This window comes from Ornithinibacillus caprae, assembly GCF_009728145.1.
Lineage (GTDB): Bacteria > Bacillota > Bacilli > Bacillales > Amphibacillaceae > Ornithinibacillus > Ornithinibacillus caprae.
The window spans coordinates 13249-36990 of sequence record NZ_WOCA01000020.1 but is presented as its reverse complement, the minus strand read 5'-3'; the positions used below and the strand labels follow the sequence as shown (position 1 = coordinate 36990).

Below are 23742 nucleotides of genomic sequence, written 5' to 3'. Positions count from 1 at the left end.
AAAAATAGGATAGCGTTATTTTTACCTTATTTTAGAAAGGGTGTATAAAATGAAAGTTTTAGTTGTTGGAGCCAATGGGCAAATTGGAAAACATCTTGTTTCAATTATTCAGGATAAAGGTAACATGGAAGCAAAGGCAATGATTCGTAATCAAGAACAAGCCCCCTTCTTTGAACATTTAGGTGCGGAATCGGCAGTAGTAGATCTTGAGGGAGATATTGAAAGTATTGCAAAAGCTGCTGAAGGAGTCGATGCGATCGTATTTACAGCAGGTTCAGGACCACATACAGGAAAAGATAAAACCATCATGGTTGATTTGGATGGAGCAATAAAAACTATTGAATCGGCTAAAGCTGCTGGTGTGAAGCGTTTTGTCATGATTAGTTCGTTTGACACGAGACGTCAAGCCATTCTAGATGCCCCTCCTTCATTTGCACCATATGTTGCAGCAAAATATTATGCGGATGAATGGTTGAGGTCCACTAATTTGGATTATACGATTATCCATCCAGGTGGGTTAACGAATGATCAAGGAACTGGGAAAGTAAAAACAGGCTTTGATTTAGATATAGCTGAAATTCCTCGAGAAGATGTAGCGCGAGCTATCGTTGCTAGTTTAGAAAATGACTCAACAATTGGAAAAGAATTTCAGGTGTTGAATGGGAATACACCGGTTGAGGAAGCGATAGGTTCTATTTAAATTGAACCGACAGTTTGTTGTAGCTTGAATGATAGAAAAGACAATTTGCCCATGTGGTGAATTGTCTTTTGGTTTATCATGTATATAACAATCCCTACTGATTGAAGGTTCAATTTTTGAATCCTTCCACTTCATACAAACGTAGGAAGTTAAAATAATATTTATGGGATAGTGGTGATGATGGTTGAAATGTTTATGTGATTGTGGAGAAACATACGATATAAAAATTGAAGGTGATGTGGGGGCGGATCCGTTTTGGTGCAACAAATGTAGCTGCAATTTCAACATAGATGACTTCCCTATTTCCCAAAAACTATCAGAGGAATTGTTAGCATGGTCCATCAAATACGGGGAATGGATAGATTGGGAATACGACAGATTGGTTGCTAATGCTATACAGCTAGAAGATGATTTTAATAGATTAGGAGCTATGTTAACGGAAAAAGTGAAACAAGAAATAGGGACTCGTTATCTTATACAGTACTTCCCATCTACAAGTGCTAGATTATATTTGAATAAGTAAAACGCATTTTATTCCAAATCGAAATGGGGGTTGACGTAATGGATATAAGAATAAAGGAAATAATAGATACTACTAAAAATAGATTTGGATTAGATAATTATTACCTGAGAAATTACAGTCTTCATAGGGAAGTAACAATACATAGTAAGACAGTTTACACAATGTCCATGGAATGGTTTCCGAATCATGTTACTGAACAAGAGGAAGATGGTACGAATCCGGAAGGTACAGCAGTTATTGAAATAGGAGTTGAAAATCAACAAATTATAAGTATCATTTTTGTTGGTGGTCAAACGTTTGCCATTGGGAATTCATTTGTAAACTATAATAGAAACGATATTATAAATTGGATTGAAAGAGAAACCGGACTAACCTATAGAAATCAATTCCAATTACATAAAGCTGAAGAAGGGGAGCTACAATTTCGAGAATGTATCGAAGGTGTGGATGTTTCTCCATCTGGATTTATAGAATTTAAGATTAACGAAGAAGGAAAATTGACGTTGTTCTCTGTTCACGGACATTTTCCTTCGAAAGATATGGTCAAAAAAGCAGAATATACACTTTCCCTTGATATAATAGAATCGTTAAGTCGGCAGCAATTGAAACTGATCGAAATTCCTTCTTTTGAACAACAGAAATTAGTACCAGTTTATGTACTGGAGGAGATATTTATTACTAACGACCAAATGTTTACCATTCCGGTTGAAATTTTATCTGATGTTCGGGAGTATCAGCAATTGGACCAAGTATTGCTCTGGGAAAGATCAATAGATACATATTTTGATAGAAAAGAGATAAATTGGTTTGAGGAAGTATCCGTAGATCAAGTATTTTCAAGAGAGCCATCTCCTGATTCTATGCCAATTACGAAAGCTATTCAACAACAAGTTGTTCAAGCAGTTAAGAAAATGCTACAGCAGGAGTATCCAAGCGATTCTGGAAACTGGAAGTTGGAAACGATCCATCGCGAACATGGGTATATTCATGCTATATTACGGACTACTAAAGAGAAACAACGAGTATTTAGGAGAAAATTAGTAGTTATGATAGATCCTAATAATTTTCAAGCTGTAAATTATATGGATAATAAACCGATGCTAGAGATGTTTGAGAACTTTTTAGGATATGAAAAATTAACAGTCACAAAAGAGCAAGCATATGAAAAACTCAAGGGTTTTTTTGAATTAAAACCTTATTATGTATATGATTTTAAACTAAGTCAATATGTATTATGTGGAAGATTAGATTGCCAATATGGAGTGAACGCACTAAATGGTGAGGTAATTGAATTAAATGATTTGTAGCTTATATTGGAATAGATTAGTATTAATAGCCATTTTCTGGATGAATACAAGTTAATAATATTACCAAGAAATGGTACTAATAATTTGAATGAAAACCAACTGATTATCATTTGACTGTAGGACCTTAAGGGGGAAGGTATCATGATTCATGTGAGTAATTTAATGTATAGATATCCAGCAAAGATAGAGGATACAATAAAGGGCGTTACCTTCCAGGTAAATAAGGGTGAAATCTTTGGGTTTTTAGGTCCATCAGGTGCTGGAAAAAGTACGATTCAAAAAATATTAATAGGTATTTTAAAGGGATATAAAGGTAGTGTCAAAATAGATGATCAAGAATTAAAGCTACTGGATTCTACGTATCTAGAACGTATTGGAGTTGGCTTTGAGTTTCCTAACTTTTATCATAAGTTTACTGGACTTGAAAATCTGACTTTTTTTAGCAGGTTGTATAAGTCAACAACTAGGAATCCTATGGAATTATTAGAACAGGTTCGTTTAGAAGATGCTGCTAATGTTAAGTTTAGTAATTACTCAAAAGGTATGAAAATGCGTTTGAACTTTTGTAGGGTATTGTTAAATGATCCGGATATTATTTTTCTAGATGAACCTACATCCGGTTTAGATCCAGTTAACGATAAAAATTTGCGTGAACTCATCAAGACGGAAAAGGATAAGGGAAAAACCATTCTTATCACAACCCATAATATGAATACAGCGGAAGAACTATGCGATCGCGTAGCCTTCATCGTTGATGGCGCCATTTCCTTAATTGATTCTCCACAAAAGTTAAAGATTAATGATGGTAAAAAAGAAGTGGAAGTTAAATATAGAGACAATTCAGGAGTAAAAATAGCTCGTTTTTCACTAAAAGGCTTAAGTGAAAACATGGAATTTCAGACGATTTTAAAAAAAGATGAAATCATAACGATGCACACACAAGAAGCAACATTAGAAGATGTATTTATTAAAACGACAGGTAGGGAACTTCTATGAGACTATTTTCTTTAATTAAAATGGATGTCACGTTTCAAATTCGTCATGGATTCTACTATGCGTATGCACTTGTTAGCTTATTTTATATTGGAATATTAATGTATGTACCAAAATCTATTATTCACGATACTTCTATTTTTATCATTTTTACCGATCCATCTGTTTTAGGGTTTTTCTTTGTTGGTGGTCTAATCCTACTAGAAAGAAGTCAATCCATTTTTCCATCCTTGTTTATTTCTTCGATTTCTATTCATGAATATGTATGGAGTAAAGTGTTATCTTTAACCTGTTTAGCTATTATTTCAAGCTTAGTCATATTTTCAGTCATACATCTAAATTCATTCGATTTTTTCCCATTCATACTAGCTGTAGTGTTTTGCTCTGTTTTCTTTACATTGATTGGTATTGTTCTGTCAGTTCGCGTGGAATCGATCAATGCTTTTTTGTATATGTCTCCAATCTTTGTCGTTTTATTTTATTTGCCTTTGGTTTCCTTTTTTAATGTATATGATTCGATCCTTTTCTATTTATTACCAACCCAAGCCGTCCTAGTTCTTTTAGAAGGCTCATTGACTGAATTATCCCTTGGCATGTATATTTACGCTATTATCACTTCTTGTATTTGGATAGCACTCGCATATGGATGGGCTTATTATTCAATGAATCGGTTTATAAAATACAAATATTTTCATTAGAAGAAGAGGTGAAAATAGTGTTAAATCGTGTTTTCTTATTGGCCTTAACTGATTGGAAAAATATAAAAAGGGATCCACTATTAATATTTTCGATGTTAGGACCATTATTATTAGCTGTTCTTGCACGAATCGGACTACCTGAGCTTGATCGTTTGCTAAATCAATATATGTCGTTTAATTTTCAAGCGCATTTTCTGATTATTATAAGTTTAGTTTTGTTAATGACACCATTAATGATAGGTATGCTTTTTGGGTTTATCATACTAGATGAAAGAGATGAAGGAATTTTACTATACTATTCGATTACGCCATTAACAAAAGTGGGATATTTATATGGCCGCCTACTTGTTCCGATGGGTTTAACATTTATATTGTCATTTATGATTGTACTCATACAAGGAGTTGTTCAAATAGATGTGTTTTCATTTGTTCCAGTTGCTATATTATTAGCTTTACAGACTCCTATTATCACGATGATCATGTCTACATTAGCATCAAACAAAGTGGAAGGACTAGCTTTAACAAAGGTTATTAATTTATGCATCTTAGTTCCGCTTATCGATTACGTTTTCACTAATCCAATGGTAAAACTAGTAATGCTATTTCCTGTCTATTGGCCAGTTTCTATGCTTATAAATATGAATTCTAGTTACTATTGGTATCAATTCTTGATCGGTGTAATGGTAACATTTTTATGGTTTATCTTATTAAAAAATAAATTTCAAAAGAAAATTGAATAGTCTAGATGAAGAAACCGTGCGTTTGGAAGGTGAAGAATCAACAGCAAATAATAAACACTCACAACCATCAAATTTTCGAGTTTATGAGTGTTTTAGTTTTTTACTGTAGATTATTTTTCGTGATTTAAAAACTCTGTTTTAATGAAATAGCCCGATACATTAACGCTGCATCTCTACCTATTTTATCTCTTCTATGAATATATGGCTGTAGCCTTCTTAGAAATATTTCGTCACAAGCTCGTCTAGAACTGCTTTGACGGTAGCAGGCATCGTGTTGCATACAAAAGTAGTCTAATTGGTTTACTGGTGCACCGGGGCCACGACAGCCTGGACCGCAATAACGGTAGCCTGGTAAACATGGCATAATTACCCCTCCTTTATTCGTTTATATCGACCAACTGTTTTTTAGCAAATAGGAACGTATAAACTTTCCTATCTGCTAAAAAAGCAAAGAGCTCTTTTTAAGAATCCCTTTAACAAAAGCTAAGATTTCTAATAATGATCTTTAGTTAATATATACCAGTTTATGTTGAGAAGAGTTCAGAGTAATGGGCATACATATGAAGGTATGAGTGGAATTTAATGGGGTTCATTTTTGAGATATGAAAAATTTTAAAGTATTAGTAATTCTTCATTTACTTTGACTAGATGATATAAAGTGTGTTAAAAAACAATTACGGTTAGTGTTAAAAATATGATGTTTGAGGTAGTGTTTAAATGGAGATAAAGAAAGTTTTAAACAATAACGTAGTCATAACGGAAAACGAAAATAACCAGGAATTAGTAGTAATGGGGAGAGGACTTGCCTTTCAAAAAAAGGTTGGGCAATCGATTGATGAGTCAAAAGTTGAGAAAACCTTTGTACTACAAAATACAGGAATTTCAGAAAAGCTAGATCAATTATTAAAATACACCTCTGAAAAATATTTAGACATTTCCTCTGAAATTTTAGAATATGCCCAAGCAAATCTACCGTACAAATTAGATGAATATTTGTATGTTGCATTGACGGATCACATTAGTTTCGCCATTGCAAGACATGAACAAGGTATTCAATTAAAAAATAGTCTGTTGTATGAAATTAGGAAGTACTATAAAAGAGAGTATGAAATTGCGATAAAATCTTTAGATATTATCGAAAACCATACAGGAATTCGCTTAGATGAAGATGATGCAGGGTCTATTGCGTTACATTTAGTAAACAGTCAAATTTCTGGAGAAAACATGGAAATAGCGGTTCAAGTAACCGATATGGTAAATAACATCTTAAATATAGTAAAATACCATTACCAAATGGAATTGGATGAAGACTCGATTAACTATGAACGATTTATAACCCACCTTCGTTATTTTTCCGTTCGCTTCGTTAGAAAAGAGAAAATGGAAGATACCGTTGATGATTTCCTTTATGAGCAAATACAAAGGAAATATGAAAAAGCATATGCTTGTACAGAAAAAATAAATATATATTTAGAAAAGAATTTTAATTGGTCTTTGGCACAGGATGAAAAAGTATATTTAACTGTTCATATTCATCGAGTAACGTATCGTCAGCAAAATTCGACTAAAAGTGACTAAAATATGAAAACGTTTCATTTTCCTGTTGACTTAGGATAAAAGTCGTGGTAAATTGTAATTGTTAATTAATTAACGACAAAATTATATATTTAAATTTAGGAATGTTACCTATTTTGGGCATAACCTGAATCGATTAGAATCGACAATACGCTAGTTCTGTGTATTTGTCTGTTCCTGATCGGTTCAGGTTTTTTATTTGCCAAAATCAAAAAACAGGGAGAGAAGGTGGCTAATGATGAAATACGGTCAATTAGCAAAAGACATTATTAAAAATGTTGGCGGGAAAGAAAACGTTAACAGTGTTGTTCACTGTATTACTCGTCTTCGCTTTAAACTAAAGGATGAAAGTAAAGCGAATACAGAAGTGTTAGAAAATATGGATGGTGTTGTTACTGTTAGGAAAAGTGGTGGCCAATACCAAGTAGTTATTGGAAATCACGTACCAGAAGTATATAAAGCGGTGGTTGCAGAAGGTGGCTTTGAATCTGCACAACCAGATAATGCAGATGGTGGGGAAAAAGGTAGTCTGTTTAATCGTTTTATCGATATGATTTCAGGTATTTTTACTCCAATCCTAGGAGTATTAGCAGCTTCCGGTATGATTAAAGGTTTCAACGCACTGTTTGTTGCACTAGGATGGCTTGATGATACCGGTGGAACATACCAAATTTTAAATGCAGTAGGGGATGCACTGTTTTATTTCCTACCGGTCCTACTAGGATATACAGCAATGAAAAAGTTTGGTGGAACACCGTTCTTAGGTATGGTTATTGCAATGGCCTTGGTTTATCCGGCACTTGAAGGAATACCAGCAGCTGGAGATCCTTTGTATACATTATTTGCAGGAACCATGTTTGAATCACCTGTATATATTGAGTTCTTTGGTATTCCAGTTATTTTGATGACATATTCGATGTCCGTTATTCCGATTATTGTATCAGCATTCTTTGCAGCAAAACTAGAAAAATTCTTTGCAAGAGTTATCCCATCCGTTGTAAGAATGTTTTTAGTACCAATGTTTACATTGTTAATTATTATTCCATTAACATTTATCGTAATTGGTCCAATAGCGACTTGGGCAAGTCAATTACTAGGAACAGCAACTGTATGGGTATATGATTTAAGTCCTATTATTGCTGGAGCGTTTCTCGGTGGATTTTGGTTAGTGTTTGTTATGTTTGGATTACATTGGGGACTTGTACCAATCGCAATAAATAACTTTACAGTTGGCGGTGTAGACCCAATCTTAGCGTTAGTATTTGTTCATTCATTTGCTTTAGCAGGTGCGATCCTAGCAGTTTGGATTAAATCAAGAAATCAAAAAACAAAAACGCTTAGTGCACCAGCATTTATTTCTTCCATATTTGGTGTTACTGAGCCTGGTATGTATGGTATTGCGTTGCCACTTAAAAAACCATTTATCTTCACTCTTGTTTCATCAGCAATTGGTGGTGCAATGTTAGGGTTCTTTGGTACAAAAGGATATGTAATGGGTGGTCTTGGAATATTCCAAATTCCTAGTTTTATCCCTCAAGAAGGTATAGATATGTCAGTTATTGGTGCTATTATCGCTGCTGCATTTGGAATGGTGTTAGCATTTGCATTAACTTACTTTTTCGGCGGCATTAACAAAAACGAAGCTAGCAATTCTGTAGCTGCAGAACCTATGCAACCATTAGCAGGTGCTAAAGAAGTAAACAATCACGTAATTGTTAGTCCATTTAATGGACGAGTTAAAAGCTTAGCTGATATTGGAGATACAGCTTTTGCATCAGGTGCATTAGGTAAAGGTGTTGCAGTGGAACCTTCTGAAGGTAAGCTACATGCACCGGTATCTGGTTCGGTTTCAGCGTTATTCCCGACGCATCATGCTATCGGAATCACTTCTGATGAAGGTGCTGAAATACTCATTCACGTTGGTTTGGACACTGTACAACTAGAAGGTAAACATTTTACAGCTCACACTACACAAGGAAGTCGTGTAGAAAAAGGTCAATTATTAATTGAATTTGATGTCAAAGCAATTAAAGAAGCAGGATATGAATTGTCTACACCAGTAGTTGTGACAAACCATGATCAATTTGAAATAACAGCAACAAACGAACAAGAAATAAAAAACCAAGATTCATTAATCGAATTAAAAGCAAAATAATGGGGAAGTGGGGTCAGGTCCCTTGTCCCTGAGACAGAAGAACCGACCCCATGTCCCAAATAGGAGGAATATATGATGGCTACTAGATTTCCAGAAGGATTTTTATGGGGTGGTGCTACAGCTGCCAATCAATTAGAAGGTGCTTATCAAGAAGGTGGAAAGGGTCTTAATCTTGCAGATGTTTTGCCTGGTGGTAAAGCAAGACTTGAATTATTATCACAAACTGGTTTTGATTTTGAAATTGATAAATCAAAATACACCTACCCGAATCATGAAGCGATTGACTTCTACCATCGTTACAAAGAAGATATTGCTCTATTTGCAGAAATGGGCTTTAAAGTGTTCCGTTTGAGTATTGCATGGAGTCGTATTTTCCCAAATGGTGATGAACTAGAGCCGAATGAAGAAGGCTTAGCTTTCTATGACCGTGTGTTTGATGAACTTCACAAGCATGGAATTGAACCATTGGTAACGATAGCACATTATGAAACACCATTACACCTTATAAAAGAATATGGTGGTTGGAGAAATCGTAAATTGGTTAGCTTCTTTGAACGTTATGTAAGAACGATTTTTACTCGCTACAAAGATAAAGTTAAATACTGGCTCACTTTTAATGAGATAAATGGTGCAACTCATATGCCACTATTTGGACTTGGCTTTTCACCGGAAAGTGAAGAAACTCGTCTGCAGGATAGTTTTCAAGGTTTACATCACCAATTCGTTGCTAGTGCTCAAGCGGTTAAGTTAGGACATGAGATCATTCCTGAATCACAAATTGGTTGCATGTTGATTTACGCACCAGTTTACGCGTATGATTCAAATCCAGAGAACGTAATGCATGCGAAACAGGAAGCAGATATCTTTAATTTCCTTTCAGGGGATGTACAAGTACGAGGCGAATACCCTTACTTTGCTAAGAGATATTTTAAAGAGAATAATATTGAACTTGATATCCAAGATGGAGATCTTGAAACAATTAGAGAAGGAACAGTAGACTTTATCTCATTCAGTTACTATATGTCACGAACGGATAAAAAAATAAAAACACCTGAAGAGATGGGGCAAGGGAATTTAGTCGGGGGAGTTAAAAATCCATTCTTGAAAGCAAGTGATTGGGGATGGGAAATAGACCCTATAGGTTTAAGAGTTTCTTTAAATGAACTGTATGGTCGTTATCAAAAACCTCTTATGATCGTTGAAAATGGTTTAGGTGCATATGACAAAGTAGAAGAAGATGGATCGATTATCGATGACTATCGTATTGATTACCTTCGTGAGCATATAGAACAAATGGGCGAAGCAATTGAAGATGGCGTTGATTTAATTGGTTACACAAGCTGGGGATGTATTGATTTAGTAAGTGCATCATCTGGTCAATACTCTAAACGTTACGGCTATATTTACGTTGACAAGCATGACGACGGTACCGGTACGTTAGAACGTAAACGTAAAAAGTCATTCTACTGGTATAAAGATGTTATTTCATCTAATGGAGAAAACTTATAAAGTATTAATTATCAGTGGGGCTTTGTCCTCACTGATTTATTTTAATAGAAGAGGTGATTGGATATGGCAAATAAAATGAATGGCTTCCCAAATGATTTTTTATGGGGAGGAGCAATTGCAGCGAACCAAACAGAAGGTGCGTATTTAGAGGACGGAAAAGGATTAACAACAGTTGATCTACTACCAATAGGAGAAAAGAGATTTCCGATTATGTTAGGTAAATTGCCTTCTTTCTCTCCCTTAGAAGGAGAATTTTATCCGTCCCATGAAGCAATTGATTTCTATCATCGTTACAAAGAAGATATTGCTCTTTTTGCGGAAATGGGCTTTAAAACATTGCGTCTTTCGATTTCGTGGGCTCGTATTTTCCCAAATGGCGATGACGAAGAACCAAATGAAGCTGGATTAAAATTTTATGATGATTTGTTTGATGAGTTGCGTAAATATGATATTGAACCTCTTGTTACGTTAGCCCACTTTGATGTTCCAGTTCATTTAGTGGAAGCGTATGGTAGTTGGAGGAATCGTAAATTAGTAAGCTTATTTGAAAAGTATTCAAGAACGGTATTTACTCGTTTTAAAGATAAAGTGAAATATTGGTTAACCTTTAACGAAATCAATATGCTACTACATTTACCTTATGTTGGGGCTGGACTCGTATTTGAGGAAGGCGAAAATGAACAGTTGGTGAAATATCAAGCAGCACATCATCAGCTAGTTGCAAGTGCTCTAGCTGTAAAAGCAGGTCATGAAATTATTCCAGATGTACAAATTGGTTGTATGCTAGCTGCAGGAATGACTTATCCATATACCAGCAATCCAGATGATGTATATGATGCAATGAGTAAGGACCGTGAATCATTTTTCTTTATTGATGTACAGTCCCGCGGAGAATATCCTGGCTATGCAAAACGATTCTTCGAGGAAAATAATATCGAGCTTGAAATGGAAAAAGGTGATGAAGAAGTTCTTAAGAATCATACGGTAGATTATATTGGATTCAGTTATTACTCTAGTCGAGTAACAAGTACAGACCCTAAAGTTCAAGAAAATACAACGAGTGGAAATGTGTTTGGATCCATTACGAACCCATATCTAGAAAAATCCGAGTGGGGTTGGACAATTGATCCAAAAGGCTTACGCATTACTGCAAACCAGTTGTATGATCGCTATCAAAAACCATTATTTATTGTTGAAAATGGATTGGGTGCGGTTGATGAACCGAATGCTGATGGTGAAGTTATAGATGAGTATCGAATTGAGTACTTACGAGAACATATAAATGAAATGCGAGAAGTAATTAATGACGGTGTTGATTTGATTGGCTATACAAGCTGGGGGCCAATCGATATTGTAAGTGCCTCTACAGGTGAAATGAAAAAACGTTATGGTTACATTTATGTAGATCGAGATAACGCAGGAAATGGAACATTAAACAGAAGTAAAAAGAAAAGCTTCCATTGGTACAAAAAAGTAATAGAATCCAATGGAGAAAACCTATAATAAAGCGAGCTATAGGGCAATTGGGACATAGGGTCAGGTTCATTGTCCCAGTGGAACCCGACCCCAGGTCCTAGTTTTGGAGCATCTCTGTTAAAGCGGAGGTGCTTTTTTTAATTCATTTTAAGTTCTATTTTCTTTTTTTACATAAATCAATCTTACTTGAGGGAATTTAGATATATGTAGGTAATAAAGGAGATGGAATGATGTATTTTTGTCCTTTATGCAATGGTTTAGAATCGGTTACTATAGAATGCCCAAACTGTAATTATAATATAGATGATCAAGGGAAAGTCACTGACTACTTTGACGATTATAGCGCATATATGGATATCGAGATGATGAAGTTTTTTGACGGTGATCGTAAGTCACTAGAAGGACATCATTGCTTACATTATTTTTATTGTGCGAATTGTAATCATGAAGAGATAAAAGCAGTGAAAGAGGTAGATTTTTTTAATTAGAATATTTCATTCGGTTATCTTTAGTTAACTTATGCTTTTAGCCCAAAAAGACCATCTGAATGTTTGGACAGATGGTCTTTATATTAACAAGAGAATACACATCCTTTCTAGACATCGTCCCTTTTTCCATTTAGGATAAATAGAGATATATTCCATTTTTAAAAGCCGGCAAAATTATAAATAGCCTTATTAGCAAAGGGATTATGTAGAAGTAGGGGGATGTTGATCGTCATGCATAAAGAGTCAGTCATTATCGATGATTTAATTAAACAGATTATCGAAAAGAAACTACTCCCTGGAGCAAAGCTTCCTTCTGAGAACGAATTGGCAGATATTTACGATGTTCCAAGGATAACGGTAAGAAATGCATTAACAAAACTAGAGGAGCGATCCTATATTTACTCGGTCCAAGGGAAAGGGCGCTATTTAAAGGAGAAGTCAATTCCTATTCAGCTTCCACTTACAGGGAAAACAAGTTTTACAGAGAAAATGGAAAAGTTGGGCTACGATTTAAACACCATCAATATATCATGTGAAAAAATAAACTTTGATCCCAAAATCTATGAGGTCTTGAAAGCTAGTGAAATGGATACTGTTTATCAAGTAGGACGGTTGCGGTTAATTAATGATGAACCAATCGCTATACATTACTCGTATGTAAGTGAAGCAAACTTCCCCAAAATTGGAGATGATGGATCATCTATTTTATCTATGTTTGCGTATTATCGGGAACAGGGAATCCAGCAATTCTCTAGCAGAAAAACCTTCTTAAGTGTTACGTTTCCAACATCAAAGGAACAACAGCTACTTGCTTGTAAAAGTATGGTACCGCTCATTGTAGTTGAAAGTGATTGTATTGATGCTGATTCTCAGTCAGTCTTAGAACATACGAAAATATTATATCGAAGCGATAAATTTAAATATGACATTACGATTGACGACCTGTGAAAAAGCACAACACTTCGAGTGTGTGCTTTTTTGCTTAGCAAAAATACATCAATTTGTGATTTGTTTACAACCAACAATTCATCCCCATCGCCACCGACTAATCCGTGCATCCCCATCTAGCAACTCTCATCCACAAAAAAATTGTTAATTCCATTTACAAATAATTAAGGATTTCTTAACACATGGTAACTTGGCGACAAGTTACTATGAACTTGGAAGGAGGTCGAGGAATGATGAATCGACGTAGAAGAACAGAAATTCTAATTCAAGGGAATTCAGACTTAGCAAGAGAATTTGCTGAACATATTATGGAGCACTATCCATATCGCGAAGTCATGTCCCCTAGATATGGATTAACGATGATAAAAATGCGGGAAACCGCGAAAAACTCTCTTTTCCATCTTGGTGAGGTACTAGTAACCGAGGCAAAAGTAGAAATTAAACAACAAATTGGAATCGGTATTGTGATAGGAATGAAAGAAGAACTCGCAAAACATTTAGCAATTATTGATAGTGCATTTAAAGCCAATTTAAAAGAAACAAAAGAATGGGAAGAGCGATTGCTGGAAGAAGAAGAATCCATATTAACAGAAAAAATAAAAAAGCAGACGGAATTATTAGAGACAAGAGTCCAATTTGAAACGATGGACATGTAGTCCAACTCAGTAAAGAGAAAAAGGAGGATTTTAATAGTGATAGATGTTGTACATGATATGCAAGCTGTATTTCGTAAATTGCTACATAGCATGTCTAGACCAGGAGAGGTTTCCACACTTAAATCTACTATTGCACATACTGATCGTTGGTCTTGTCACGAAGCAACGTATCTTACTATCCTAACATTGTTTGATGCGGAGGTTAGTTTTCATATTGTATCTAACAAACAGAAGAAGAACTTAGAAAAACAGATTGCTGAATATACCTTGGCTAGAAATGCGCCTATTGATGAGGCAGACTTTGTGATCGTATTACAAGGGACAAAAGAGCAAACAATCTTAGAGGCAATGGGAACATGTAAAATAGGAAATCTATTAGATCCACAACATGCTGCTACATGGATTGTGGAAAATGAGCGGATTGTACAGGAAGGTAATCTTATTTTAAGTGGTCCAGGAATTCAGCAGCAAACAACCATTCAACTAGATATTTCAGATTCAATTATCCAAGCAAGGAATGAGAGAATCAAAGAATTTCCGTTAGGTATTGATATGATTCTGACAGATGCTAAATCTCAAGTACTTTGTATCCCTCGAACAACTACAATCGTACTGAAAGGAGGAACACAATAATGGGGTATGTTGCTGTGAAGGGTGGAACAGAAGCAATTGAAGCATCTCTTAAACGATTAACCTATGAACGGTTAAGAGGGCGGGAAGTGATTGAAATTAAAACCATTCAATCTACGATGCGTGGTTTAATTGATCAAGTGATGTCAGAGGCAAGCCTGTATGAGCCTAATCTTGCTGCCTTAGCAATTAAACAAGCAGAAGGTAGTATGGAAGAAGCGGTTTTCTTACTTCGGGCTCATCGTTCCACTTTACCAAGGCTCTACTACAGTCAAACAGTGGAAACAGATCGTATGTTTGTAGAGCGCCGTATTTCTGCAAGCTTTAAAGATATCCCAGGAGGTCAATTACTTGGAGCAACTAGTGATTACACCCACCGTCTTTTGGATTTTCAATTAATACATGAAACTAAAGAAGCGATCGAGCAATGGCTAACAGATTACGAACAGGAACGATCGCCTAAACTACCGAGCAAGAATTTGATCTATTTTTCGAAGGTAGTAGATTATCTGCGGGAGGAAGGGTTATTTACTGAACACGAAGTGGATAATACCCCTCCAGATGATATTACGAAAAAAAGTCTGGAGTTTCCAGCTTCTCGTAGTGAGAGATTGCAAACTCTTACTCGTGGTCAAACTGGTGCTGTTACTTCTTTAGGCTATGCATCTCTACGAGGATATGGACAGGTACATCCAACAGTGGGTGAAGTTCGGGTAGGAATGGTACCGATCTATGTTGCCCCACCAAATGAAACTACTGAGGATCAAGAAAATGACTACTATATTGGTGAAGTAAAGATAACGGAAGTCGAGTCATTTGTACCAGTTACAAAAAATTATAATCAGCAGGAAAACGATTTAGAATTTGAGATTGGATATGGAATTTGTTTTGGACAGAACGAAACAAAGGCCATTGCGATGAGTATTCTCGATCAATGCCTAGAACACCCGGAAGCTTCCTTTCCAACCCATGATGAGGAATTTGTGTTATTGCATATTGATTCGGTTGAATCAACGGGTTTTATATCACATTTGAAGCTTCCTCATTATGTAACTTTTCAATCGAAACTCGATAGTGTAAGAGGTGTGAAACAGGAGGTCAGAAAAAATGCTAAATAAGTCACATTTTGCCTTTTTAGACGAAGGTTCTAAAAAAGAAATTCGCCGTACCATCCTCAAGGCAGTAGCTATCCCAGGTTATCAAGTTCCATTTGCATCAAGAGAAATGCCTATCGCTCGTGGCTGGGGAACAGGGGGACTGCAAATAACGTTATCACTCATTGGGAAAAAGGATGTATTAAAGGTAATTGATCAGGGAGCAGATGAGTCGGTGAATGCTGTAAATATTAAGAAGCTAGTCCAATTAACGACAGGGGTAGAATTAACGGAACAGACGAAAACTGCTACATTAATCCAATCTCGACATCGCATTCCTGAGGTTCCGTTAACAGACGATCAGATCCTGATTCTCCAAGTTCCAGAACCAGAACCTCTGCGGGCGTATGAAGCAAAAAAGTCTGTAACGAAACTGCTTCATTCTGAGCAAGAGTATAGCGGAGCTTGGTTGATGTTATTTGAACAGATTATGAAGTATGGAACAATCTCGACTGGAGCGGATCATCCTGTCTATGTGAATGATCGTTATGTTATGGCTCCAAGTCCTATCCCACGTTTTGATAATCCAAAGATGAATCAATCGGAGGCATTGATATTACTAGGTGCTGGTCGTGAAAAGAAAATATATGCGATTCCTCCCTATACGGATGTAGCCTCTCTTGCATTTGATGATTATCTATTCAGAACGGAAGATTTTACCGATAAGTCTTGTCATCTATGTGGAGCAACCGGGGTATTTCTTGATGAGTTAATCGATGATCATACGCAGCAGAAGTTATTCCAATGTAATGATACAAGCTTTTGTATGGAAAGATTAAATTCAACACAGAAGGAAGAGGTGGGGAGCATTGATGCATGATCAACCAATCCTTAAGGTTCGGAATTTAAATCGGCAATTTGGAGCTGGCTGCAGACATTGTATAAACGCAGAAGATCGGTCCTTAACTAAAAATTACTGTGAGTCTTGTGGAACGGTGTATGCTTGTCAAAATATCTCGTTAGACTTGTTTGCTGGTGAAATTCTAGGTGTTGTTGGTGAAAGTGGTAGTGGAAAATCCAGCCTGATGAAATGTCTGTATTTTGACTCCGAAGTAACTTCTGGTGAAGTGCTTCTCGATGATGAGGAACTAAGGGGGCAAAATTTGTTCGAAGTATCGTCTCAAAAAAAGCGCTATATTCGCAATTATAAATATGGAATGGTTTATCAGAATCCAGTACACGGACTAAAAATGAACTTTTCCTCCATTGGGAATATTGCAGAAAAATTGATTGCTGCCGGAAATAGAAATGTTGGTGAAATGGAGAAAATCGGGAAGAGATTGCTAGAAACTGTTCATATCCCTATTTTTCGTATGAAGGAAGAACCTCGTCACTTTTCAGGGGGAATGCAGCAGCGGGTTCAAATTGCAAAAGCACTATCCAATAATCCGCCCGTTTTATTTCTAGATGAAGTAACTACAGGACTGGACCTGTCTGTACAGGCTGATGTATTGGATTTAATAAAAACCATTCAACGAGAATTCGGCATTAGCATGGTAGTTGTATCCCATGATTTGGCGGTCATTCGAATGCTCGCAGATCGGACCATCGTTATGCTAAATGGAGAGATTGTTGAGCAAGGGTTAACTGACCAAATTTTAGAGGATCCATCTCATAAGTATACGCAACAATTAGTCTATTCATTGTTATAGGAGGTTTAGTGGATTGATCATTATTCATAATGGAAAAGTTGTGACGGAAGCAGCGATAATCGATGGCTTCGCAGTGGTTGTTGAAGGAGAATCAATTAAAGAGATAATCCCAGAAAAGGAATTAGATAGTAGATGGGATGCCCGTTTTATTGATGCAAGAGGAGGTTATATTTCACCTGGATTTATTGATATACATTCCGATTATATTGAATCAATTGTTTCCCCTAGACCAACAAGTTTGATGGATGTTGATATTAGTCTAAGAGAAGCGGAAAAAATCTTAATCGGTCATGGAATCACGACAATTTTCCATTCGCTATCATTTTACCGGGAGGATGTTTTTACCCATAAACCGATGCGTTATCCGAAGAATGTTCAGAGATTAGTAGATGCAATTGATCGAACACATCATCAAGCTCATTTAATTCGTCACCGCATGCATGCCAGATTTGAATTAGACAACATGGATGGCGTGGATCGTTTAATCGAAAATATCAAGCAAGGTAAAGTACATCTTTTATCGTTTATGGACCATACTCCTGGTCAAGGTCAATATCGAGACTTGGAAGTGTTCCGCGATACATTAAAAGGTTATCGCAATGTAACAGATGAGGAAGTGGATGTAATCATTGCTGAACGAAGAAGTAGGGAGTCCTTAACATTGGAAAAAATCTCTGAAGTAGCAAATCTAGCAATTGATAACGGAATTGCAGTAGCCTCTCATGATGATGACCATCTCGATAAGTTAGAATTAGTTCAGTCTTTTGGAACAAGTATTAGTGAATTCCCAATTACTATGGAAGTTGCAAAAAGAGCGAAGGAATTAGGACTCCAAACAATGGTTGGTGCCCCAAATGTCCTTCTCGGTGGCTCTCATTCTGGAAACTTATCTGCCGCTAAAGCCATTGGTAGTCAATGTGCGGATATTCTTTGCAGTGATTATTATCCTGCTTCATTACTGCATGCGGTCTTCGAATTAAGTGAGACGTATGGGAATGATCTACATGAAATGTTTCAAATGGTGACGTTAAATCCGGCAAAGGCTGTCCATCTGGAACATGAACTAGGATCGATCAAGCCTGGCAAAAAGGCAGATATTTTAATTATTGAACGCTTGGATGATGGGTATCCGATGCTAACGACGACAATCGTGAATGGTCAGGTGATGACTACAACTAGTTATAGAAGGAACAGAAGGGAGAAATAACGATGGCCATATTGGAAGTAAATGATATGGGGAAGAAATTTACCAATCATCACTTTGGTACGACTAGACAAGCAGTCCACCATGTTACGTTTCAATTGGAAAAGGGGCAGTTTATTGGCATCGTAGGAAAAAGCGGTAGTGGTAAATCCACCATTTTAAAAAGTATTTATCGCACATATCTTCCTGATGAGGGAAGCATTTACTTTGATTCTGAATATTTTGGGAAGCTGGACTTAACAGAAGCTACGGAAAGACAAATTATTTATTTACGTAAACATGAGATTGGTTATGTATCGCAGTTCTTAAATGTAATGCCAAGAAGAACCTGCAGAGAACTAGTAGAACAAGCAGTACTAGAAATGGGAGAAACAAAAGCAGTTGCTAAGCGGGATGCGGAAATAGCATTAATGCATTTCGAACTTGATCCAACTATATGGGATACATTTCCGAATACGTTTTCTGGTGGAGAGAAATTACGACTGAATATCGCTATAGCTACAGTAAAAAAACCAAGATTATTATTGTTAGATGAGCCAACAGCAAGCTTAGATGAAAAATCCAAACAAAGGGTTCGTGATGTCATTGAAAAGCTAAAGGCAAGTGGAACGACATTGGTTGGTATATTTCATGATATAGAATTTATGGAAAATCTTTGTGATCAAATTTTCGATATGAATTCCAAACAAATTATGGAGGTGGCAAGTGATAGAAATGAAGGCTGATCTCCATGTACATAGTCATTATTCTGATGGTTCAGATTCTGTTCGAGATATATTGAAAGAGGCTCAAAAAAATGGTGTAACGCATATAAGTATCGTCGATCATGATACCGTTGATGGACAAAAAATGATTAGTGAACTCGGTATGGAATATAACATTACCACTATTCCGGGAATAGAAATATCTGCCTATGATTTTAAAAGAAAGAGAAAGGTGCATGTCCTTGGTTATGATTACCAGCCAAATGCTTTTCATATCCAAAAAGTTTGTCAACCGATTTTGCAAAGAAGACAAGAACATTCCTTGTGGTTAATGCAACAAATAAAAGATGGTGGTTATACCATTGACGAAAAGGTAATACGAGAAAGTGCATTACCAAGTCAGACCATTTACAAGCAACATATTATGAACCATTTAACGAATGCCAGCTATTCCAGTTCAATCTACAGGGATCTGTATATCAAGCTGTTTAAAAACAGCACTGTAGGTGATATCGAGTATGCAGATGTATTTACAGCAGTAGAAGCTATTGTTGCTGATGGAGGATTAGCAGTTGTAGCCCATCCGGGTCAGCTTGATTCCTATGAGCTAATTCCAGAATTAGTAGAAGCTGGTTTAGGTGGTATTGAACGAAATCATATGGATCATACCCAACAGGATCATCAAAAAATAGAAGCCTTAGCAGAATCTTATGATCTAGTAATGACCGGTGGAACGGATTATCATGGATTATTTGGAAAACCCATTAAAATAGGCGACATAACAAGCCCAGTAAATGCTTTGTTTACCTAATGTTAAATTCCTTAAATATGTGTGAAGAAATAGTAAATTCAACCAATTTAATCAATTTTTGTGATTTAATAAGACTAGCTTTGAAGGGAGATCCTTCATCGTAGAAAAAATTGCAACTTTAATGATCATGGAGGGGAATTATTATGCAAAAGAGATGGGTATTAGGTGTTGTGTTCCTTGTAGCAACTGTAATGTTAGCCGCTTGTTCGGTAGGAAGTGCTGGATCAGACGATGTAATTGATATTGTTTGGTACCCAAATGAATCTGGAAATGATTTAAAATCAGCCCGAGATGCAATTGGAGATGCAATTGCAGATGCAACAGGGAAAGAAGTAGAACATCATTTAACAACGGATTATGCGATTGCAATTGAAACGATTGTCAATAATAATGCGGATCTTGCTTTTATGGGTGCTCAAGGTTATATCGAAGCGAAAGAGCAAAATGACAAGATTGAGCCTATTGTTGTTGCGACTGGTCCATCTGGTACATTAGACGACGCGATGTATCATAGTTGGTTGGCTGTTAATGTGGATGATCAAGATGACTTTAAAGTAGATGGGGATTTTTCATTAGATACAATTGAAGGAAAAAGATTTTCATTTGTATCTAACAGTTCAACATCAGGATTCGTTGTACCATCTTCTACTATTTTAGGACATTTCTCTGAAATGGATTTAACGGAAGAAGATTTAATGGAAGGTGGACCACTTTTCTCTCAAGTATTGTTTGGTGGCTCTCACCAAGGGTCAGCAGTTAATTTGTTAAATGGTAATGCTGATGTTGCAGCATTCTGTGACTCTTGTGTAAATAATTATGTTGAAGTTGCTAATGGTGAAGAGAATAAAGTGGGTACGATTTATCGAGTGAAGGAAGATGCTGCAGAGCCATTTAATACAGTAACTGGAAGTGAATTTATGTTAATGAGTGTAACACCTGTATTGAACGCACCATTTGTTGCAAATATGGAAGTATTGGAACAAGAGGATTATGACAATATCCAAGAAGTATTTACCTCTGATGAAATTGCAAATAATGAGGAGATTTTTGTACCAAAAGATTCAGAGGTAGGAGGATTATTCTCTAAATCTGATCAGGAACGCTTTATGTCCGTTGAAGATGAGTGGTTCAATCCAATTCGTGAGTTATCACAGAACTAAGTAATAGAAGGGCTATTATATGGAGTATGTATTGGTGAATGCATACTCCATATTTCCAATAATACAAAAAGGAGTTTGTTCCATGTCATTACTAAAAGTTGAAGAACTAAGTAAATTGTATGATGGGGAAACTAGAGTATTAAAGAATGTATCTTTTGAAGCAAATGCTGGAGAATTTCTATCTGTTATAGGGCCATCTGGTGCTGGAAAATCGACGCTACTTCGATGTATCAATCGAATGGTAGAAATTAGTGGTGGAAAAGTTAAATTTGATGGTATAGATGTTGGGGCGATGAAGAAAAAAGAATTACGAAAACTTCGTACAAATATTGGGATGATATTTCAACACTATAATCTCGTACCACGGTTAACCGTTATCGAGAATGTATTACATGGTCGTTTTGGATATAAATCAACTCTTCAAGGTGTCCTAGGAAGGTTTACGGAGGAGGAGAAGGAGCGAGCCTTTTTCTTGCTACAAAAATTGGGCATTTCCGAACACGCGTATAAACGATGTGATCAGTTAAGTGGTGGACAGCAGCAACGAGTTGGTATATGTCGTGCCCTTATACAAGAGCCGAAGCTTATTCTTTGCGATGAACCAATAGCATCGCTTGATCCGAATTCATCAAAAGTAATCATGGACTATTTAAAAACTATAAGTACGGAATTAGGAATTACTTGTATTGTCAATCTTCACCAAGTAGAAGTGGCTAAGGAGTATGCCGATCGGATCATTGGATTAAAAGAAGGAGAGATTGTTTTTGATGGACCAAGTAAAGTTCTTTACAGAGATCAGATTGAGCATATATATGGAATCGAATCGAGAGAATTAATAACAGTTTAAGGGAGTAGAAGTATGAACGAAAAAAGAATGCATGCAAAAAAATGGCAAACTACTTTTTTTCTCATCATTATTATTGTCGTAACCTATTTATCTACCTCGATTACCAACTTTAACCTAATAGATGGTATGTTGACCATCCCTGCTGCAATTGGTTGGATGTTCTCTAATCTCTTGATCACACAAGATTCAATAGCAAAAATGCCTCAGATTCTAGAAAAATTAGGTGAGACGATATTTATGTCCATTGCAGCAACAACATTAGCTGCTGTTGTATCGCTCTTTTTAGCATTAATGGGCTCAAAGACAACCAAAGTGAATCAATTTTTTAGTGTGATTGCTAGATTTATTGCTTCTTTTTCTAGAAATATTCCTGTAGTAGCATGGTCGCTCATTCTACTTATTTCATTTGGTCAAAATTCGATGACAGGATTTTTGGCATTATTTGTTGCGACTGTAGGTTTCTTGACAAGGGCATTTATTGAATCAGTGGATGAAGCGAATCAAAGCTCTGTAGAAGCGCTCACTGCTACAGGTGCAACGTATTTTCATATTGTAAGTAAAGCGGTTATTCCGCAAAGCCTTCCACAAATGCTTAGCTGGATTCTATTTATGATTGAGACCAATATCCGTAGTGCAACATTGGTAGGAATCTTAACAGGAACTGGAATTGGATACATGTTTGACCTCTATTATAAAAATATGAATTACAATGTTGTTGCACTAATTACATTTACCATTGTTATCGCCGTCATTGTCATTGAATTATTATCAAATAAAATACGGAAGGTGATCTTATAATGGAAATGGTCAAAGATATAAATCCGACTTTGATTAAACGTAAGGGCAATGGCCAGATTAATATCAAATCAGGAAATAAAGTGGATACCGTAGTTAAATGGACCATTTGGGTATTAACAGCTTTAACAATACTAGCGTTTTTCTTTTTTGACTACACGGGGCTACAGATACAACGAGCGATATCGGAAACCTTATATAATCTTCGAGTAATGTTTTTTGAGCCAGCGTTAACTCATTTTAGCTGGGGAGAGGCATTTTATCAAGTTGGAATTACATTAGGATTAGGTGTGTTGGCCACAATTTTTGGTGCAATCATTGCCTTGTTTCTTTCACTGTTGGCGGCAGAAAATCTATCAAAGCCTTGGATCTCGAAAATGATACGAGTATTTGTCGCGTTTATCCGAGCAGTTCCCACGGTGTTATGGGTACTAATCTTTGCAATAGCTGCAGGTCTAGGAAGTGAAGCAGCTGTACTTGGTATGCTATTTCATTCGATTGCTTACTTAGTAAAAGCTTTTTCAGAAGCAATCGAGGAAGTTAACCCTGGTATTATTGAAGCACTACGATCAACAGGCTCTAGCTGGTGGCATATTGTTGTACATGGTATTTTACCATCCACGTTCACATATTTTTTGTCTTGGACATTTCTTCGATTTGAAATTAACTTTTCTGTAGCAGTTGCAATGGGGGCTGCTGCAGGAGCGGGTGGAATAGGGTTTGAACTATTTATGGCATCTGGATTCTATTTTGATTTAAGGGAAGTTGGTTTAATTACATATGCGATCTTAATTATCGCGATCATCTTAGAAGTTATATCTACTCGCTTGAAGAACCGTTATTTCCCTTCTTCTGTAAAAGCATAGTATGGGGTAATGGGAAAGCAGTTATGTTTGAAGTACTTGACAAGACTGCTTTTTTTACTTCAACATTTAAAATTTCGAAAAATTTAAAAATAATATTTTACATACATAATGTATGTATGTTAAGGTAGATGTAAACAAAGGAGTGATTAAT

The 23742-nt window shown here is 36.2% G+C and carries 24 protein-coding genes; 23 read left to right on the top strand and 1 reads right to left on the bottom strand.

Features of this window, described 5'->3' with window-relative positions; all coding sequences use genetic code 11:
• Positions 1-49 precede the first annotated feature (49 nt).
• The 6 genes from GMD78_RS18465 (at position 50) to GMD78_RS18440 (ending at position 4961) form a co-directional block, all read left to right on the top strand.
• Positions 50-700, top strand: a complete 651-nt coding sequence (locus tag GMD78_RS18465; RefSeq protein WP_155671041.1) for an SDR family oxidoreductase — start codon at positions 50-52, stop codon at positions 698-700.
• A 184-nt stretch (positions 701-884) separates the two neighbouring features.
• Positions 885-1223 carry a hypothetical protein gene (locus tag GMD78_RS18460; RefSeq protein WP_155671039.1) on the top strand — a complete coding sequence of 113 codons (339 nt, stop codon included), beginning with the start codon at positions 885-887 and terminating at the stop codon, positions 1221-1223.
• A 38-nt stretch (positions 1224-1261) separates the two neighbouring features.
• Complete coding sequence (locus GMD78_RS18455; protein ID WP_155671037.1) at positions 1262-2530, top strand: hypothetical protein; 1269 nt, start codon at positions 1262-1264, stop codon at positions 2528-2530.
• A gap of 141 nt (positions 2531-2671) precedes the next feature.
• A complete protein-coding gene (locus GMD78_RS18450) occupies positions 2672-3526 on the top strand; it encodes an ABC transporter ATP-binding protein (RefSeq protein ID WP_155671035.1) in 855 nt (284 codons plus the stop codon).
• A complete protein-coding gene (locus GMD78_RS18445; RefSeq protein WP_155671032.1) occupies positions 3523-4221 on the top strand; it encodes a fluoroquinolone export ABC transporter permease subunit in 699 nt (232 codons plus the stop codon). The genes GMD78_RS18450 and GMD78_RS18445 overlap by 4 nt, the downstream gene beginning before the upstream one ends.
• Positions 4222-4238: 17 nt before the next feature.
• Entirely contained in the window at positions 4239-4961 is a 723-nt protein-coding gene (locus GMD78_RS18440) for an ABC transporter permease (RefSeq protein ID WP_343042431.1), read from the top strand.
• A 124-nt stretch (positions 4962-5085) separates the two neighbouring features.
• Here the strand turns inward: GMD78_RS18440 and GMD78_RS18435 are convergent, their stop codons facing one another.
• Positions 5086-5325: a Parvovirus coat protein VP1-like protein gene (locus GMD78_RS18435; RefSeq protein ID WP_155671030.1), complete on the bottom strand. Its 240-nt coding sequence runs from the start codon at positions 5323-5325 to the stop codon at positions 5086-5088.
• Between the two features lie 353 nt (positions 5326-5678).
• On the opposite strand from GMD78_RS18435, the gene licT reads away from it, so the two are divergent.
• From licT to GMD78_RS18350, 17 genes are all read left to right on the top strand, one after another.
• Positions 5679-6539 (top strand): BglG family transcription antiterminator LicT, encoded by an 861-nt coding sequence (licT, locus tag GMD78_RS18430; protein WP_155671028.1) that lies wholly within the window; start codon positions 5679-5681, stop codon positions 6537-6539.
• Positions 6540-6774: 235 nt separating this feature from the next.
• On the top strand, positions 6775-8691 hold the full coding sequence (locus GMD78_RS18425) for a beta-glucoside-specific PTS transporter subunit IIABC (RefSeq protein WP_155671026.1): 1917 nt from the start codon (positions 6775-6777) through the stop codon (positions 8689-8691).
• 72 nt (positions 8692-8763) lie between these two features.
• Positions 8764-10200 carry a glycoside hydrolase family 1 protein gene (locus tag GMD78_RS18420; protein WP_281349729.1) on the top strand — a complete coding sequence of 479 codons (1437 nt, stop codon included), beginning with the start codon at positions 8764-8766 and terminating at the stop codon, positions 10198-10200.
• A gap of 63 nt (positions 10201-10263) precedes the next feature.
• Entirely contained in the window at positions 10264-11703 is a 1440-nt protein-coding gene (locus tag GMD78_RS18415; RefSeq protein WP_155671023.1) for a 6-phospho-beta-glucosidase, read from the top strand.
• A gap of 692 nt (positions 11704-12395) precedes the next feature.
• The gene (locus tag GMD78_RS18410) at positions 12396-13112 is read left to right on the top strand and encodes a GntR family transcriptional regulator (RefSeq protein ID WP_246187700.1); all 717 of its coding nucleotides are present in this window, start codon (positions 12396-12398) and stop codon (positions 13110-13112) included.
• A 230-nt stretch (positions 13113-13342) separates the two neighbouring features.
• Positions 13343-13768, top strand: a complete 426-nt coding sequence (gene phnG, locus GMD78_RS18405; RefSeq protein WP_343042430.1) for a phosphonate C-P lyase system protein PhnG — start codon at positions 13343-13345, stop codon at positions 13766-13768.
• 36 nt (positions 13769-13804) lie between these two features.
• The gene (gene phnH / locus GMD78_RS18400; RefSeq protein WP_343042429.1) at positions 13805-14401 is read left to right on the top strand and encodes a phosphonate C-P lyase system protein PhnH; all 597 of its coding nucleotides are present in this window, start codon (positions 13805-13807) and stop codon (positions 14399-14401) included.
• Positions 14401-15516 carry a carbon-phosphorus lyase complex subunit PhnI gene (locus GMD78_RS18395; RefSeq protein ID WP_155671019.1) on the top strand — a complete coding sequence of 372 codons (1116 nt, stop codon included), beginning with the start codon at positions 14401-14403 and terminating at the stop codon, positions 15514-15516. The genes phnH and GMD78_RS18395 overlap by 1 nt, the downstream gene beginning before the upstream one ends.
• Positions 15506-16372: an alpha-D-ribose 1-methylphosphonate 5-phosphate C-P-lyase PhnJ gene (locus GMD78_RS18390; protein ID WP_155671017.1), complete on the top strand. Its 867-nt coding sequence runs from the start codon at positions 15506-15508 to the stop codon at positions 16370-16372. Before GMD78_RS18395 ends, GMD78_RS18390 begins: the two co-directional genes overlap by 11 nt.
• Positions 16365-17204 (top strand): ATP-binding cassette domain-containing protein, encoded by an 840-nt coding sequence (locus tag GMD78_RS18385; protein WP_155671015.1) that lies wholly within the window; start codon positions 16365-16367, stop codon positions 17202-17204. Before GMD78_RS18390 ends, GMD78_RS18385 begins: the two co-directional genes overlap by 8 nt.
• Before the next feature lie 13 nt (positions 17205-17217).
• Positions 17218-18411 (top strand): phosphonate metabolism protein PhnM, encoded by a 1194-nt coding sequence (gene phnM, locus GMD78_RS18380; protein ID WP_155671013.1) that lies wholly within the window; start codon positions 17218-17220, stop codon positions 18409-18411.
• A 2-nt stretch (positions 18412-18413) separates the two neighbouring features.
• Positions 18414-19133, top strand: a complete 720-nt coding sequence (locus tag GMD78_RS18375) for a phosphonate C-P lyase system protein PhnL (RefSeq protein ID WP_155671011.1) — start codon at positions 18414-18416, stop codon at positions 19131-19133.
• Positions 19123-19923 (top strand): PHP domain-containing protein, encoded by an 801-nt coding sequence (locus GMD78_RS18370; RefSeq protein ID WP_155671095.1) that lies wholly within the window; start codon positions 19123-19125, stop codon positions 19921-19923. Before GMD78_RS18375 ends, GMD78_RS18370 begins: the two co-directional genes overlap by 11 nt.
• Positions 19924-20066: 143 nt before the next feature.
• The gene (locus GMD78_RS18365; RefSeq protein WP_155671009.1) at positions 20067-21083 is read left to right on the top strand and encodes a PhnD/SsuA/transferrin family substrate-binding protein; all 1017 of its coding nucleotides are present in this window, start codon (positions 20067-20069) and stop codon (positions 21081-21083) included.
• 82 nt (positions 21084-21165) lie between these two features.
• Positions 21166-21930 (top strand): phosphonate ABC transporter ATP-binding protein, encoded by a 765-nt coding sequence (gene phnC / locus GMD78_RS18360; RefSeq protein WP_155671007.1) that lies wholly within the window; start codon positions 21166-21168, stop codon positions 21928-21930.
• 12 nt (positions 21931-21942) lie between these two features.
• Positions 21943-22728 carry a phosphonate ABC transporter, permease protein PhnE gene (gene phnE, locus GMD78_RS18355; protein ID WP_155671005.1) on the top strand — a complete coding sequence of 262 codons (786 nt, stop codon included), beginning with the start codon at positions 21943-21945 and terminating at the stop codon, positions 22726-22728.
• Entirely contained in the window at positions 22728-23591 is an 864-nt protein-coding gene (locus GMD78_RS18350; RefSeq protein ID WP_155671003.1) for an ABC transporter permease subunit, read from the top strand. The genes phnE and GMD78_RS18350 overlap by 1 nt, the downstream gene beginning before the upstream one ends.
• Positions 23592-23742: the final 151 nt, after the last annotated feature.